Annotated in this window: 12 protein-coding genes and 1 pseudogene; 7 read left to right on the forward strand and 6 right to left on the reverse strand. The window is 54.9% G+C overall.

Going from position 1 to position 15,496, the window contains the following annotated elements; translation table 11 throughout:
• Positions 1–52 precede the first annotated feature (52 nt).
• The 3 genes and pseudogenes from FFS64_RS22650 to FFS64_RS22660 all read right to left on the reverse strand — a co-directional run.
• Entirely contained in the window at positions 53–643 is a 591-nt protein-coding gene (locus FFS64_RS22650) for a hypothetical protein (RefSeq protein ID WP_137807255.1), read from the reverse strand.
• Positions 644–1,307: 664 nt separating this feature from the next.
• Positions 1,308–4,208, reverse strand: coding sequence for an ATP-binding protein (locus FFS64_RS22655; protein WP_137807256.1), 2,901 nt, complete (start codon positions 4,206–4,208; stop codon positions 1,308–1,310).
• A 219-nt stretch (positions 4,209–4,427) separates the two neighbouring features.
• Positions 4,428–4,594 (reverse strand): annotated as a pseudogene (locus FFS64_RS22660) (transposase domain-containing protein); the annotation flags it as partial.
• 602 nt (positions 4,595–5,196) lie between these two features.
• Here FFS64_RS22660 and FFS64_RS22665 point away from each other — a divergent pair.
• From FFS64_RS22665 to FFS64_RS31800, 5 genes are all read left to right on the forward strand, one after another.
• The gene (locus FFS64_RS22665; protein ID WP_137807257.1) at positions 5,197–6,930 is read left to right on the forward strand and encodes a class I SAM-dependent DNA methyltransferase; all 1,734 of its coding nucleotides are present in this window, start codon (positions 5,197–5,199) and stop codon (positions 6,928–6,930) included.
• Positions 6,920–8,170 (forward strand): restriction endonuclease subunit S, encoded by a 1,251-nt coding sequence (locus tag FFS64_RS22670; protein ID WP_238347423.1) that lies wholly within the window; start codon positions 6,920–6,922, stop codon positions 8,168–8,170. Before FFS64_RS22665 ends, FFS64_RS22670 begins: the two co-directional genes overlap by 11 nt.
• Before the next feature lies 1 nt (position 8,171).
• The gene (locus tag FFS64_RS22675; RefSeq protein WP_137807258.1) at positions 8,172–9,110 is read left to right on the forward strand and encodes a COG2958 family protein; all 939 of its coding nucleotides are present in this window, start codon (positions 8,172–8,174) and stop codon (positions 9,108–9,110) included.
• Positions 9,111–9,196: 86 nt separating this feature from the next.
• A complete protein-coding gene (locus FFS64_RS22680; protein ID WP_137807259.1) occupies positions 9,197–12,328 on the forward strand; it encodes a type I restriction endonuclease subunit R in 3,132 nt (1,043 codons plus the stop codon).
• A gap of 251 nt (positions 12,329–12,579) precedes the next feature.
• Positions 12,580–12,879, forward strand: a complete 300-nt coding sequence (locus tag FFS64_RS31800) for a hypothetical protein (RefSeq protein ID WP_232620239.1) — start codon at positions 12,580–12,582, stop codon at positions 12,877–12,879.
• Between the two features lie 141 nt (positions 12,880–13,020).
• On the opposite strand, the gene FFS64_RS22690 is transcribed toward FFS64_RS31800, so the two are convergent.
• Together FFS64_RS22690 and FFS64_RS31325 are read right to left on the reverse strand one after the other, a co-directional pair.
• Positions 13,021–13,245: a helix-turn-helix domain-containing protein gene (locus tag FFS64_RS22690; RefSeq protein WP_137807261.1), complete on the reverse strand. Its 225-nt coding sequence runs from the start codon at positions 13,243–13,245 to the stop codon at positions 13,021–13,023.
• A 674-nt stretch (positions 13,246–13,919) separates the two neighbouring features.
• Complete coding sequence (locus tag FFS64_RS31325) at positions 13,920–14,066, reverse strand: hypothetical protein (RefSeq protein ID WP_171017118.1); 147 nt, start codon at positions 14,064–14,066, stop codon at positions 13,920–13,922.
• Between the two features lie 177 nt (positions 14,067–14,243).
• On the opposite strand from FFS64_RS31325, the gene FFS64_RS32015 reads away from it, so the two are divergent.
• Positions 14,244–14,444 carry a co-regulatory protein PtrA N-terminal domain-containing protein gene (locus FFS64_RS32015; protein ID WP_137807262.1) on the forward strand — a complete coding sequence of 67 codons (201 nt, stop codon included), beginning with the start codon at positions 14,244–14,246 and terminating at the stop codon, positions 14,442–14,444.
• A 201-nt stretch (positions 14,445–14,645) separates the two neighbouring features.
• Here the strand turns inward: FFS64_RS32015 and merR are convergent, their stop codons facing one another.
• Positions 14,646–15,065 carry an Hg(II)-responsive transcriptional regulator gene (merR, locus tag FFS64_RS22700; protein ID WP_003160532.1) on the reverse strand — a complete coding sequence of 140 codons (420 nt, stop codon included), beginning with the start codon at positions 15,063–15,065 and terminating at the stop codon, positions 14,646–14,648.
• A gap of 71 nt (positions 15,066–15,136) precedes the next feature.
• Here merR and merT point away from each other — a divergent pair, with 71 nt between their 5' ends.
• The gene (gene merT / locus FFS64_RS22705; RefSeq protein ID WP_057977937.1) at positions 15,137–15,487 is read left to right on the forward strand and encodes a mercuric ion transporter MerT; all 351 of its coding nucleotides are present in this window, start codon (positions 15,137–15,139) and stop codon (positions 15,485–15,487) included.
• Positions 15,488–15,496 lie beyond the last annotated feature (9 nt).

The raw sequence follows: 15,496 nt of genomic DNA on the forward strand, positions 1-15,496 counted from the left end.
AAATTTAATGGCCTAACTTTAAGTAGACGACACATCTGGTGTAACCACTGGTTCATCTATAATTTTCAAACAGATCTGCGTATGACTGCCAGAGCGCTGAATAGCACTGCCAGTCGGTGGCCCCGCTCGAAACCTTCAATTGAATGCTGGTTTTTTCTCCCATCGATAGGGGCTTCATGAGAATATCGTTAGCAAGGTCGAAGTAGTTCAGAAGCTTGTCATCAGTTGCATTTCTAGGAGTGGGATAGCGGCCAGACCACACAAGAGCTGCCTCGTAGAAAGCCATAAGGCGCTTACGCTCGTCATCCATTTCAACGCCCAGAACTTCATGCAGTTTCACGAAGGAATGTGTCTCGACCTTTTGCGGTAGTGTGCCTCGTCTGACAAGAACGGCTTTGATAATGACTTCGAGAGAAAGCCCGCAAAGCATGTGATAGACGGACCAGCATGCTACCCCCATGCGGTAGCCAGGTGCGTAGCCCAATTCCTCTGCGATGGCCGCGTCTTGCGACCCCATGGAGTGCCACAAAACGCCGGCAGACGCCTTCAAGTCAGCTGCGCGGTTTCGCCAGTGATTAGGGTGGCTTCTGTCTTCTGTGAGGCTTGGGCGGCTCGCGAGCCAGCCTTCGTAATCTTCTTCCATGTACGCAGCCCTGATCATAAGATTGCTCAGAATCTCACGGCGCGGGCGCGTGGGCAATGCGCCATCACCTAGGTAAGCGCCCCCACTCTCCCGCCGTATCCCCGAATCGGGGTGCGGGGGAAACTACCGGCACGTATTGTCCCCTTCCATCTGGCCATTGATCTCCATCCAGCACAGACACCAGCCGGTCACACGCTGTCGGCTGCGTCACCGCGCTAAGGTCGTCGAAGCGGAGTCTGAGTTTTAGGCGGAAGAGCCAGCAGACGCTGGCTGGGTACGACCGTCGGCTTTTGGCCGTTTTCTGCCTCTCGCAACGGGCAGAAAACGGCCCAGAGTGTGTAAAAACACTTCGCCAAAATTGAAGTGTGCGCGTCTACGTTAAATCTGAAATTTGTCGGCATGTCAGCAGATGTGGATTTTGCGTAGAAGCGCGATTTTCAGTCCGGTTTTGAGTACCTGTCGCGCTGAAAAACGTTTTTACACAGCCTCGGCCATGAGCGGTCATTCGCGATAGACCGCTTCCGGTGGATAACAGTAAGCGTCCGCCCTTCGCGCTGTTGTGGTTTCTGCTTTCTCATGCCCATGTACCCAACGCTATATCAGTTTGAGCTCCGACGAACATCTCACCCAACACACCCTGCGCCCCTGGCGCCCCAAGCTTTTATTAGCCACCAGCGGCCAACGCTTCTTCATCCCCTTCAGGCGGAGGTTCACCAGGCAGCCCTTCGTCCTGATCTCGCAAAGCGATACTTGCAAGGCAGCGCTCTATGAAGTGGAGTTCCTCATCCAGTTCGGCGGCACGTTTTTCCAACGCCTCCAATGCGGCCTGCCGCTCCTGCTGCACCGTCGGCGGTGCCTTGGCAAAACTTGGCATTTTCTTTCGGTTCCACTCAATCTTGGCGTTGAGTTCCGCTAGGAATTTCTGCCCGGACTTCTTCTTTCTCGCCGTAAACAGCTGGCACTCCAGCAGACGAATTGCATCATAGATCCTGACAATTTCCTTGCTGGTCTTTGAGTGGACGAAATTCAGGCTTCCCTCGTCGAAGGCATGATGTTCCTGGTTTTGCCCTCGCCAGTTCACAAGGTCATTCTTGATAAAATCAAAGTGTGTCAGGTCATAGTTGATGTGAGGCTCGATGAGGGTAAACGTCTTCTCAAGACTGATCTGAAGGAACATATTGTTCTTCACGCTCAGCTTTCCAAACTGAGCAGTTATAGAAAGGCCCTTCTCGATACAAAACTCAAGCACCATAGACTCGAACCAGATACGGCAATACACCAACGCCTGGCGCACGTCGTAAACTGATAGTGCCATATGGACTTTCTTCTGAAAGCCCGCTGAATAATCAATGACCACAATGCCTTTATTTGTGTAGGTCAAGACATTGCTGGCAATGTTATCGGCTTGGGTATGGCGATCGGCAATGATGCAAAATCGCTCCCAGAAGAGGCGATCATGAGTCGTCACCACCATTTGGACTCGACTCAGATAAGGGTCATCAAAAAAAAGATCAATGATGTTCGACCGGTGATCACTGTCAATGGCATTGACCACGTCATCGAACACAATCAGTGGATAATTATTTTTTTGAGCCATCGCGAGCAATAACGACAGCCCCAGAGCTCTCAGGTGCCCCTCGCTTAGCACTGCAAAGGCGTCGAGAGTGGAACCATTGACATCAGTTATTTTGATTCTGTAGGCGTTGCCATCTTTCTCGAAGTTTAGCGACTGGATCTGCTCATGCTCCTCATCATGATTATTGATCGACCTGTAGTATTCAGCAGCTTTAGCTTCGATGCCTGTAATTCGTGACTTTTCCAGTCCTAACTTAAAGTCCTGCAGATCACGATAAAGATTGGCGTACTCAGCCTCTAGATGGTGCAGCAGGTGGTTGAAGTGACTGTTATCAGTGGCATCGTTCAGCAGCGCCTCTCTTTTCCTTGAGAGATCCTCCATTTTATCGTTGACGACCTCGAAGCTGTTTTCAAGCGCCCTTTTTTGATTGAAGAGCTGTTCGAGCGTTTCGCGTACCTGCTTCAATCCGGCAGCTTCGCTTTCAAGACGCGTGGCTTGTGCTTCTGCCTGAGTCACTTCCTCATGCTTGATATGGCAAGCATGAAGATAAGCCTCTATAGCCGAGGACTGACTCATATGCACCGTGACGAACAGCCCAAGGACGCTCGCACCGACCTCGGCCCGGTCAGTTGCCGAATGAAAATTGCCGAGTTCAGTGCTCAGCGCATCCATAGGCACATCGCACGGCACGCCTGCTTGCGAGTTTGATTTTACGGTGGCTACGGCTGTGGCGACTGCCGCCGCTAGGCGCGCTATGCGGGTTTCGTTTCGGCGTTTTGATTGTCTGAGTTGCTCCAAGGTGCTCAGCTCTTGAAGTTCATGCCGTGCACGCTCAAATGGATTCTCAGCAACTCGATCCAGCGGAGTCAGACAGGCCGGACAGGTATCACCTGAGCTATCAGGCTCAATCGCTTGCAGGGCGAGATAAATTGCCTGGTAATTGACGTCGCTGGCCCGCTTAATGAATTCGGCTTCGATTGAGGCTTTCCGGGACAGCAGGCGCTCGGCGATGGCTCGGATACGCGTAGCTTGCCGGAGGGTAAAAACTACCGGCGCTTGAGCGACACGCAGCCGCTCCGCTTTTCGTATCCTGGACTCAGTCAGCTTCGACAGTCTGCGCGTCCTGAATGGCACGTCGTAATCTTGATCAGTCCGCAACCCCAACAGCTGGCACACCTTCGCTACACATGACTTGAGATCAGCACCGTGCGTTCGCCGCTGAAAGGCGAATTTTGATCGGTTGTGCTCCAAGTCTGCGAGTTCATCTGCTCGATCAGCACGCCTGTAGTCCTTGAGCACAAAACTTTCAGGGCGAACAAAGCGCGAGATGACCTCTTGTAGCTCCTCTAAACCGAACAACGTGGCCACGACATCGCCCTCGGCACTGCCCGTGTCCTTGGAGCCCAGCAGCGAAAATTCCTGAAGCCGGTTGCGGTCGATGAAGCAGCTAGACCATGTCAGACTTTGTGTGACTTTGGCTTTATTCGTACCCATGAGCGTTAGCACGGGCCGGTTGGAACCGCGCGCGATGTACTGCTTGATCTTGGTCTTACGTCGGAGCGCCTCTTTGATCGTTCCGGTTGCGCCAATTTCCAGCGCCTCGCATAAAGATGACTTACCCCCGCCATTTGGGGCGAAGAAGATATTCTTGAGCTTGCTGAAGCGAAGCGTAGTTCCTTTATCATCAGCGCCAAACTCGCCGAATCCCCGGAAATTTTTTACCCGCAGATAGTCGATTGGACTTAGGGCAGAGGGCGCGACCGCATCCAGTTCCGGCCTGTTGTCGAGCACTTTTTTGAAGCGCGCAGCTGCACGCTGGTAATCACGGCCTAGCAATGCGTCAGCCGCTGTCGAGATATGGTTTTTGATGTGGTCAGAGTAGCGCCCCTTACCCTGATAGGCCTTGTACATACACCAGAGCAGCACGAGATAGGCGTCCGAGCGCCCTTCAAGATTCTGTCTGGCGAAACTCAAAAGGTACTGACTCATCGGGCCTCCTCCATGATGCGAGCCAGCGTAGCCGGACTGAAACCAGAAAGCCATCATCGGGAGCTTAGTGCCAAGGACGCCCAGTTACCTTGCCACTGCGCGTCTCGCCTGAAGCAGTTGTTTTGCCTGATTCACCTCCGTGTGTCTTGCCGCCAAGGCGTATGCTTCCGGGCATCACGCCTTGCGTGATTAAACAGGTTGCCACTTATGCGATAGCAACTAATCGATCTCACTCGCCCGCTGTCGGCAGGCGCGTGAACACGTCCTTCAAATAAGCATATGGATCATGCCCATTCAGTCGCAGACTGGATCAAACCCATGATCGCCGCTGCCTGTTTACCGCTGCGCAGCGATCCGGCGAAGAGCCAACTCTTACGCCCCAGAGCTATGGATGGCCTTGGGTATCGGACTTTGCAGTCTGTCGGTGGCCATTGCGCTCAAGGCTGTTGGTGGTTGCCGGCACGGGCAGGCCATAACTGAATGATCTTCATATGAACGCAGGAAGTGATCAACGTGCGTTTAAGGATGGTTGCTGTTGTATGTGCTGACCGGCCGTTTCTTGCCAATTTCGCAGAAAAAAAATTAGGTGAAACAGCTCTGTATCGAATGTCTTCATCGTGTCGAAAACAGGCAGTGGTGACAAAGCCCACTATGGGCCGGAGGCAGAGATTGCCCCGAGGTATCTTTCGGCGAAAAGCGGACCCAGGTGCCGCAACCGGCCAAAAAAGTCATTTTGATATCGGGAGAGATGAGACGAACAGACCCGCACGACAGCCGCTCGGATCGTACAGCTGCATTCCCATCGCGACTGTTTTGAAGGAACTGTGCGGCGAAGGATTCGAGTCTTTCAAACATCTACCCCCACCGAGGAAGTCAGACGAAATACTCTATAGCCGTTATCATGCAGCCCATCTTCGCCCGGACCTATATGGCCGATTTTTCATTTTTTACTGCGCAATTTATCTGCGTCGAATTTAGGGAATAGTCCATGACGGATCAAAAGGGTGCCAAACAGACCGCCGGCAGTCTCGCTGAACAGGCGCTCCACCAGGCCCGTGCCCGTTATGTGCCAAACGAGGCATCCGCCAGCGCAGAACCTGTGCCTCTGAAGAAAAAGTCGGGACGTAAAGCCGTCGTCAACCCAACCAGCAGCACCCTGCAGGATATGCAGAAAACCCTCTGGGCCACCGCTGACAAGCTGCGCGCCAACATGGACGCCGCCGAGTATAAGCACATCGTCCTCGGCCTGATCTTCCTCAAGTATATTTCCGACAGCTTCGCCGGCCGCCGCGCCGAGCTGGAACGTCGTTTTGCCGATGCCGGCGATGACTACTACCTGGGCAGTGAGGACGCCGAACTGCTGGCCAGCGAGCTGGAAGAGCGCGACTACTACAAAGAAGTGAATGTGTTCTGGGTACCGGAAGTGGCGCGCTGGGAGTCGCTGCGCGCCGCCGCCAAACAGGTCGACATCGGCAAACGCATCGACGAGGCCTTGGCCGCCATCGAAGTGGAAAACCCGCGCCTGAAAAACATCCTCGACAAGCGCTACGCCCGTGCTCAGCTACCCGACGGCAAGCTCGGCGAACTGGTCGATCTGATTTCCGTCATTGGCTTTGGTGGCGATGCTAACCAGGCCCGCGACCTGCTCGGCCAGGTCTATGAATACTTCCTCGGCCAGTTCGCCAGCGCCGAAGGCAAGAAAGGCGGGCAGTTCTACACCCCAGCCAGCATCGTCAAGACCCTGGTCGCGGTGCTCAACCCGCACCATGGCCAGGTCTACGATCCCTGCTGTGGCTCCGGCGGAATGTTTGTGCAGTCGGAAAAATTCATCGAAGCCCATGGCGGTAAGCTCGGCGATGTGTCGATCTACGGCCAGGAGTCCAACCCGACCACCTGGCGCTTGGCCGCGATGAACCTGGCGATTCGTGGTATCGACTTCAACCTCGGCCGTGAACCGGCTGACACCTTTATCCGTAACCAACACAGCGATCTGCGCGCCGATTTCGTCCTAGCCAACCCGCCGTTCAATATCAGCGACTGGTGGCACGGCAGCCTCGAAGGCGACCCGCGCTGGGTCTACGGCACACCGCCGCAAGGCAATGCCAACTACGCCTGGCTGCAGCACATGCTGTTTCACCTCAAGTCCAGCGGCCGCGCCGGCATCGTCCTGGCCAACGGTTCTATGAGCTCCAGCCAGAACACTGAAGGCGATATTCGCCGCGCCATGGTCGAAGCGGATGTGGTGGAAGTGATGGTCGCGTTGCCCGGCCAGTTATTCTTCAACACGCAGATCCCGGCCTGCTTGTGGTTTTTGACGAAACAGAAAGCCGCCCGCCCATGCGAAGTGCTGTTTATCGACGCCCGTAAACTGGGTACGAATGTCAGTCGCGTGCAGATCGAGCTGCTCGACAGCGACATCGATCGAATTGCGCAAACCGTCGCCAACTGGCGCGGGGTTCCGCTGGATGTCGGCGGTGAGATTGCCGAATACTCTGACGTCCCTGGCTTCTGCCGCAGCGTACTCCTCGCAGAAATAGCCGAGCACGGCCATGTGTTGACTCCGGGGCGTTATGTTGGTGCCGAAGCGATCGAGGATGATGATGAAGCCTTTGCCGACAAGATGCAGAACCTCACGGCTCTGTTAGGGGAGCAGTTGGCCAAGGGCGCAGAGCTCGACCAGTTGATCCGGCAGAAACTGGGGGAGCTGGGCTATGAGTTCTGAGTGGCGAAAAATGACGTTTGGCGATTTCGTTGCTATCCAACGTGGCCATGATCTACCAGATCAAGATCGAAAGTCAGGTTCAGTCCCTATTCTCGGCTCATTCGGCATCACGGGCTATCACGATACTGTCAAAGCCAAGGGCCCCGGCGTGACAATTGGTCGAAGTGGCGCATCGTTTGGCGTGGCGGCATACTCGGATCAGGATTACTGGCCGTTGAATACTGCGCTGTACGTCACCGACTTTAAGGGAAACCATCCGAAGTTTGTCTTCTACTTTATGAAGGCATTCGATTTTTCGGGGTTTAACTCTGGTAGCGCCCAACCATCTCTAAATAGAAATAACCTGTACCCAGTAGCTATTCGTGTACCTTTGCCGAGCGAGCAAAGGGCGATGGCTGAGATGCTCGGTGCCCTTGACGATCGCATCACCCTGCTTCGCGAAACCAACGCCACCCTGGAAGCCATCGCCCAGGTGTTGTTCAAGTCCTGGTTCGTCAATTTCGACCCGGTGCGTGCCAAAGCGGAAGGGCTCGAACCAGAAGGCATGGACGCGGCCACCGCCGCGCTGTTTCCCGACAGTTTAGAAGAGTCCGAGCTAGGGTTGGTGCCGAAGGGCTGGGCTACACGACCTATCTACGATATGGCTTCTTACATCAATGGAGCAGCTTACAAAGCATTTGAGCCCAATGCGGAGCGTCGCGGTCTTCCAATCATCAAGATTGCGGAGCTGAAGGCTGGAGTTACCTCGCAAACGGCTTTTTCAGACATTGTCATGCCGGATAAGTACGTAATTAAAACAGGGGACATACTTTTCTCGTGGTCTGGTAATCCAGATACATCCATTGACACTTTCGTCTGGGGGCATGATCCGGCATTGCTCAATCAGCACATTTTTCGTGTTTTGCCACATATTCCCAGTGAGCGCTCATTTGTTCTCCAAACGCTCAGGAACCTAAAGCCAGTATTTGCTGAACTCGCGCGGAACAAACAGACAACAGGGCTTGGTCATGTAACCGTGGCCGACCTGAAACGACTCCATGTTGTTAATCCACCGGCATCGGTGATTGAGCAGTTCAATAATTTTGCCGAAACTATTCATCAGATGATTTTTGGTAATGAACAACAAGCCCAAACCCTCGCTCAGCTCCGTGACACTCTGCTACCGCGGCTGATCTCCGGCCAGCTGCGCCTGCCGGAATCGAAAGCCTCCATCGAAAATATGTTGTCGGAGGCTGTCTGATATGGCTCTGAACCTGCGTCAACGTTTCATCGAGCGCCTGCAGAACCTGCCAGATACCCAGCAGACCGCTCGCGAAATGGCACAATGGATATTCGAGCAGTTTCCTGCCGAATGTGCGGTCAAGAAAGCGGGCAGTGCCAGTTACATCCAGACTGACAATGACTTGGTACAGCAACTGGTGGCGGAAATTTCTGGTTCACGCCCGCGCTGGCAGCAGATGCACCCTCAACTGAAAACGACGGAAGGAAGGCCACGTCACTATTACTGGTCGGACATGGATGCCAACGATGAGGTGGCGGCAGCCGAAGGAGTAACACTCGTACCGTCAGACCTGCCTGAACCCTCGCCGTTGCGTGAGCATGCGCTCTATCCGATTCTGGCGGAATACCTGCTGACTGATGAGCAGCGGGTGTACGCCATGCGGATCAACGAAAAACGTTCATCCAACCGTGCTGGCAGCGGTGGCAACGAATGGTTGCATCCGGACCTGGTAGGCCTAGAAGACCTGACTACCGACTGGACGCTAGACTTGCGTGACTGCGTCCGCGTGTCGGGCGAGCGTCGAGCTCGACTGTGGTCGTTCGAGGTCAAGCTGCTGCTCAATCGCTCCAATGCACGCAAGAGTTTTTTCCAGGCCGTGTCCAACTCCTCCTGGGCACATTTCGGCTACCTGGTGGCAGCCACGGTGGAGGGCGACGGTACGCTCAAAGAGTTACGCATGCTGGCAGCAGCTCATGGTATTGGTGTGATTCAGCTCGACGTACAGAGCCCCACGGAAAGCCAGATTCTGATCCCAGCTCGCGAACGCAGCGAAATCGATTGGGATATGTGTAACCGACTGACTGAAGAGAATGGCGACTTCACCGAGTTCATCGGCAGAATACGTCGCTTCCACCAGACCGGCGAAGTGTCGGCCAGAGAGTGGGTGGCCAGCGAATGATGACACTCAAGTTAATGCATGATGGATTGGCAGGCGGTCCTGAGCCCAAAACTGGCTGGTGAGTTGAACACAGGAAGTGAAGCGGAATGACCGAAGACCAATTAGAAAAGGAAACCCTCGGCTGGCTGACGGAGGTGGGCTATACCCACCTGTATGGGCCGGATATCGCTCATGATGGAGAATGTCCTGAGCGCGATCATTATCGTCGAGTGGTCTTGGTTGAGCGCCTGCGTAGCGCCATAGCCAAGCTCAATCCCAAGGTACCACTGGCCGCGCGCGAAGATGCGCTTAAGCAGGTACTCGAGCTGGGCCTGCCCGTACAGCTATCGGCCAACCGCCTGTTCCATCGTCTATTGGTCAGCGGTGTTCCGGTGCTGTACCAAAAAGACGGCGAAACGCGGGGAGACTTCGTTCGCTTGATCGATTGGGTCGAGGTGAAAGCTAACGATTGGATGGCCATCAATCAGTTCAGCATCTTGGGGCCGAAACACACCCGACGTCCGGACATTGTCCTATTCGTCAACGGCCTGCCGCTGGTGTTGCTGGAGCTGAAGAACCCGGCCGATGTGAAGGCCGACCTAGGGAAAGCCTTCGACCAAATCCAGACCTATAAAGAACAGATCCCGGATCTGTTCCAATACAACGAAATCCTGGTGATTTCCGATGGCAGCGAAGCCCGCATGGGCTCGTTGTCGGCTGATGCCGAACGCTTCATGAACTGGCGCACCATCGACGGCGAGGATCTCGATCCGTTGGGTCAATTCAACGAACTGGAGACCCTAGTGCGCGGTGCTTTGGCGCCGAAGATGCTGCTAGATTACCTGCGCTACTTCGTGTTGTTCGAGGATGACGGTCGCTTGGTAAAGAAGATTGCCGGCTATCACCAGTTCCACGCCGTGCGCGCCGCCATTCAACAGGTGGTTAGCGCTTCGCGTCCCGGTGGGACGCATAAGGGAGGGGTTGTCTGGCACACCCAGGGGTCGGGCAAGAGCATAACCATGACCTGTTTCGCTGCCCGTGTGATGCAGGAAGTGGCGATGGAGAATCCGACCATCGTCGTGATCACAGATCGCAACGACCTGGATGGCCAGTTGTTCGGGGTCTTCTCGCTATCCCAGGATCTGTTGCGCGAACAACCCGTCCAGGTGGAGTCACGGGGTGACTTGCGCAGCAAACTGGCGAACCGGCCGAGTGGCGGCATCGTCTTCGCCACAATCCAGAAGTTCATGCCGGGGGTGGATGAAGACACCTTTCCGGTGCTGTCCGAGCGCGCGAACATCGTGGTCATCGCCGATGAAGCGCACCGTACCCAGTATGGCTTTGGCGCGGAGCTGAAAACCTCGGAGGGTACACAGTCCGGCGAGAGCCAAACCCGTTACCAGGTGGGCTATGCCCAGCACCTGCGCGATGCACTGCCGAACGCCACTTTTGTGGCTTTTACCGGCACTCCGGTGTCCAGCGAAGACCGCGATACCCGTTCGGTGTTTGGTGAATACATTCACGTCTATGACATGCAGCAGGCCACCGAAGACGGTGCGACCGTCGCCATCTATTACGAATCACGGCTGGCCAAGTTGTCCTTGAAAGACAGCGAGCTATCCACGATCGACGATCAGGTCGATGAACTGGCCGAAGATGAAGAGGACGACCACCAGTCGCGGCTGAAAAGCCGTTGGGCCGCACTGGAAAAGGTGGTCGGGGCCGAGCCGCGGATTCAAAGCGTGGCGGCCGACCTGGTCACACACTTTGAGGAGCGTAATCAGGGGCTGGTAAGCATGGGGCAGATGCCCGGCAAGGCCATGGTGGTGGCCATGAGCCGGGAGATCTGTGTGCACCTGTACAACGAGATCATTGCCCTGCGCCCGGAGTGGCACGACGAAGATCCGGAGAAAGGCGCGATCAAAGTCATCATGACCGGCAGCGCTTCGGACAAGGCTTTGTTGCGACAGCACATCTATTCTGGCCAGCTTAAAAAGCGCCTAGAAAAACGCTTCAAGGATCCGCTCGATCCGCTCAAGCTGGTGATCGTCCGTGACATGTGGCTGACCGGCTTCGATGCGCCCTGCGTCCATACCCTGTACGTGGACAAGCCCATGAAGGGCCATAACCTGATGCAGGCCATTGCTCGAGTCAACCGCGTGTTCAAGGACAAGCAGGGCGGCCTGGTAGTGGACTACATTGGTATCGCCAATGAGCTGAAAGCCGCGCTCAAGGAGTACACCGGCAGCAAGGGCAAAGGCCGACCGACCGTGGATGCTCATGAAGTCTACTCAGTGTTGGAGGAGAAACTCGACGTTTTGCGCAGCCTGCTGCATGGCTTCGACTACAACGATTTTCTCACTGGCGGGCACAAGCTGCTAGCCGGGGCCGCCAACCATGTATTGGGCTTGGAAGATGGTAAGAAGCGCTTTGCGGACACCGCGCTGGCCATGAGCAAGGCCTTCACCCTGTGCTGTACCTTGGATGAAGCCAAAGCCGTCCGCGAGGAAGTGGCATTTTTCCAGGCGATCAAGGTGATATTGATCAAACGTGAAGTCAGCCAGCAGAAAAAAACCGATGAAGAACGCGAGTTGGTCATTCGCCAAATCATCGGCAATGCCGTGGTCTCTGGCGACGTGGTGGACATCTTCGAGGCGGTGGGCCTGGAAAAGCCCAATATCGGCCTGCTCGACGACACATTTCTCGCCGAGGTACGCAATCTTCCAGAAAAGAACTTGGCGGTCGAGCTGTTGGAGCGTTTGCTCGAAGGCGAAATCAAGAGCCGTTACAGCACTAACCTGGCCCAGGAAAAGAAATTCTCCGAGTTACTGGCCAATGTGATCAAACGCTATCAAAACCGCTCCATCGAAACCGCCCAGGTCATCGAAGAGCTGATCGAAATGGCCAAGAAATTCGCCGCTGCCAGCCAACGTGGCGATGCTCTAGGGCTCAATGATGACGAGCTGGCATTTTACGATGCCTTGGCCAACAACGAGGCTTCGGTGCGGGAGCTAGGCGACGAGATCCTGGCCAAAATTGCCCATGAACTGACCGCTAGCCTGCGAGCCAACGTGAGTGTCGATTGGAGCAGCCGTGAAAGCGTGCGGGCCAAGCTGCGCATCTTGGTGCGGCGAATTCTGCGCAAGTACAAGTATCCGCCGGATCAAGCAGAGGAAGCGGCCCAGCTGATACTCAATCAAGCAGAGACGCTTTGTGAGGCGTGGCTATATGCGGCTTAAGCTCCGCGAGCCTGTCAGCGAGACAGATTTACGGACCATAGCCAATGAATACAGAGATCTTGGCCTGTCGCATAAACGGAAAGGCTATGGCAAAAAATTCTCCGAGTAATCTAAAAAAAAAACGTGGCCGGCCTCGGTTAGAGACGCTGTTCGCTCGGTATGAAATACAGATCATAAGCTGGGATTTTAGCTGGTCGTTCTACCTATCCAGGCCTACGGACCGGTGGCAAGGGAAGAGCCACTTTAAGGAGATGGCCACCTTGACCTTGGAGGGGCGTGTTACTGATCCAGAGGAATTCAAATATCCAGAAGCACGTTTGCGTTTGGTCGCCGATCCATGGCTGGATACCTTGGTAGAGCAACCAGCGGCCATCGGCTCGCTACACATCAATGACAAACAGTTGACGGGCTATGTGTGTATTCCCAGCCATCAAATGCCCATGCTGGTGAGCGCAGCAAATCGATTGTTATTTATCGAGCTCAATGGAACACCGTTGCGGTATCGCAAAGCTCTAATCAGAGATCTCCATTTGAGCACGGCTCCTGAATAACTGACTCCCTCCGAATTTGGTTCCACCTATCCAGGCCGATTCCATCGCTGCGACGATTATAGAGCTGCTTGGTACGGGTCAACGATGGGAAACCATCGATTCCACAATCGGTAGAGCCGCACGAAAGAGTCTGCGATCAATTCAGCGATACTCAGGGCCTGGCGGTAGAAGTGACGCTGGATCACACTCCAAGCTTTCAGCTATCTGAAATAGCTTTTCTACGGTGATATTCACCTCACCACGCTCGATGCGACCAACGTAGCTGCGATCAATCCTGCAGACCAAGGCGAAGACGTCTTGGGATAGCCCCTTGGCTTTCCTTTGCGCTCGTATTTTTAGACCCAACTCTTTTGCCAGATCTCTCATAACTGCCTCGTACCCTACGAGGCGAAACTATCCTTGGTTTGCGGACTAGTCGGCCACGGACTATAATCCGTATTTTGTTCTAGCATTTCTGTGGGGCCTGCATGAAACCGGATTTATTCACTTTCGACAGGCATCTATTTGACCTGCTTCGCCACTCCAAACTGCAATTCACAACCCGTGAGCTTCGCGATGCCTATGCTCAAATACTCGTTCCCGGCACCTTCAGTCTCAGTGATCTGAGGAGGTATGTTTACGAGCACATTCGAAAGATGGTTCGGGTACATTGGGCTGTGAAGGATGCGGAGCGTCGCCCGCGCGACCAGGTCTACCACTTACTTGCGTTCCCCGACCATCTCAATCTCCACCTTGTAGAGGACGGGTTTGAGGCTATATACGATTCCGCTGCCACGGATGAGCAACGGCTCTCTATCGCTACCTCTTCCACTGATCCGTTGGAAGTTGCGAAATTGCACCCCACTTGACCACCCATTTGCATTCCATTTGACCAGGCGTTTGCATCCGACCTGACCACATAATTGCATTGGTTGTGACCAATGAAATCTATCCGTGCCCCTTCCCACCTTGCTGAATTGCGCCGGTTGCCACCGACGCGGCAGCAGCTAAAAGAAGATGCACCAAACAGACTCGACAAAGACTGCACTGATTCCGCTTGGCTAGGCGTTGATGTTGGTCTGGCCGATGTCATCACCGAAGATCACGAGAATGTTGGATTTTTCGGCTGCCCCGGCAATTGCAAAGATCGCCATGACCGAGGTCGTCACCAGGGCGAGTTTCGATAACCACTTGCGTATAGGGGTCATCTGGCTTGCTCCTTTGCTCGCTGGGGTTTGGGGAGCAACGGAACAGAAAGCGCACGTAAGCCCTACCATCTTCTCTCAGCACCATAATCTAGGCTCACTTCAACTTCCTCCTTGATTCCGTACTTAACTACGGAGATAGAGTCGACTCGTGGGTAGAAAACCCGAGAGGAGGCTGTTATGAAATACCTAAGACTACTGCTGATAGTTGGTTCGACTCTGCTGTCATCCATCCTATGGGCCGAGGGCGGGAGCGATCGTGCGATTGAGCGGGCCGCTTCTATGCACGACAAGGCGGCCTTGGTGGTGAAGATTGAGCAACGAGGGGCCACGGCGGCTAGCCGTGTCGAAGAGCAGCCCGCCTGTTCACCTGCAAGGTAGGACATGAGCGACCGCTGCACGCTCCGCTCGACCAGACTCAGCGTGAGTCTGTCCTGATAAGGCGCGAGCGTAAATGTCAGATTACCCATCTGTGGCCTCTGCAAGTGCTCCTTTGGCCATTCAGCGGCGCTCATTGAGCGCCGCTTTTTTTTAAGCTCCAGCCGACAAACAGGGGCGCCTTACGGAACTGCTGATCGTAGGTCAGCGCGGCTCTTTGTTCCTATGCAGCGAAACGATCAGCGGACAGGAAACAGTCCCGTGGCTCGCACAACAGTCGTGAACCAGTTGCTCCAAAACTGACTCGATCCGTCGCAGATCCGCGAGCTTGCCACGCACGTCCTCGAGCTTCTGCTCGGCGAGCACGCGCGCTTCATCACAGTGAGCGCCGTCATCCAACCTCAACAGCCCGGCCACTTCTTCGAGGCTAAAGCCCAGCCGTTGCGCGGATTTTACGAATTTCACCCGTGAGACATCCGCCTCGCCGTAGCGGCGAATGCTGCCGTAGGGCTTGTCCGGTTCGGGCAACAGCGCCTTGCGTTGATAGAACCGGATGGTTTCCACGTTGACCCCGGCCGCTTTGGCGAAAGCGCCGATGGTCAGGCTTTCCAAATTGTTTTTCATACCGCTTGACTCCGTACATGACTACGGGATTAACCTTAAACCATCGATCAAATGCTCGAAAGGAGAAATGCATGTCTGAACCATCAAACGGGCGCGCCCCTCTTGTCGCTGGGGTGCTTGCAGCGATTCTCGCCTCGACTTGCTGTCTTGGGCCCTTGGTACTGATCGCCGTGGGATTCAGCGGGGCCTGGATCGGCAACCTGACCGTGCTGGAACCTTACCGACCGGTCTTTATCGGCGGGGCGTTGATCGCGCTGTTTTTTGCCTACCGGCGCATTTTTCGACCACCACAAGCTTGTAAGCCGGGCGAAGCCTGCGCCGTGCCCCAGGTACGCACCACCTACAAGCTGCTCTTCTGGGTGGTTGCGGCATTGACGCTGATCGCGCTCAGCTTCCCTTACATCCTTCCCTTGTTCTACTGATCAGGAGTT

This window comes from Pseudomonas sp. G(2018), assembly GCF_005502415.1.
Lineage (GTDB): Bacteria > Pseudomonadota > Gammaproteobacteria > Pseudomonadales > Pseudomonadaceae > Aquipseudomonas.

What these genes read in the sequence shown, in the direction of transcription:
- merT (WP_057977937.1), top strand. Translation starts at nt 15,137, where the DNA reads ATGTCTGAACCATCAAACGGGCGCGCCCCTCTTGTCGCTGGGGTGCTT.
- FFS64_RS22655 (WP_137807256.1), bottom strand. Translation starts at nt 4,208, where the DNA reads ATGAGTCAGTACCTTTTGAGTTTCGCCAGACAGAATCTTGAAGGGCGC.
- merR (WP_003160532.1), bottom strand. Translation starts at nt 15,065, where the DNA reads ATGAAAAACAATTTGGAAAGCCTGACCATCGGCGCTTTCGCCAAAGCG.
- FFS64_RS22690 (WP_137807261.1), bottom strand. Translation starts at nt 13,245, where the DNA reads ATGAGAGATCTGGCAAAAGAGTTGGGTCTAAAAATACGAGCGCAAAGG.
- FFS64_RS31325 (WP_171017118.1), bottom strand. Translation starts at nt 14,066, where the DNA reads ATGACCCCTATACGCAAGTGGTTATCGAAACTCGCCCTGGTGACGACC.
- FFS64_RS32015 (WP_137807262.1), top strand. Translation starts at nt 14,244, where the DNA reads ATGAAATACCTAAGACTACTGCTGATAGTTGGTTCGACTCTGCTGTCA.
- FFS64_RS22670 (WP_238347423.1), top strand. Translation starts at nt 6,920, where the DNA reads ATGAGTTCTGAGTGGCGAAAAATGACGTTTGGCGATTTCGTTGCTATC.
- FFS64_RS22680 (WP_137807259.1), top strand. Translation starts at nt 9,197, where the DNA reads ATGACCGAAGACCAATTAGAAAAGGAAACCCTCGGCTGGCTGACGGAG.
- FFS64_RS22665 (WP_137807257.1), top strand. Translation starts at nt 5,197, where the DNA reads ATGACGGATCAAAAGGGTGCCAAACAGACCGCCGGCAGTCTCGCTGAA.
- FFS64_RS22650 (WP_137807255.1), bottom strand. Translation starts at nt 643, where the DNA reads ATGGAAGAAGATTACGAAGGCTGGCTCGCGAGCCGCCCAAGCCTCACA.
- FFS64_RS22675 (WP_137807258.1), top strand. Translation starts at nt 8,172, where the DNA reads ATGGCTCTGAACCTGCGTCAACGTTTCATCGAGCGCCTGCAGAACCTG.
- FFS64_RS31800 (WP_232620239.1), top strand. Translation starts at nt 12,580, where the DNA reads ATGGCCACCTTGACCTTGGAGGGGCGTGTTACTGATCCAGAGGAATTC.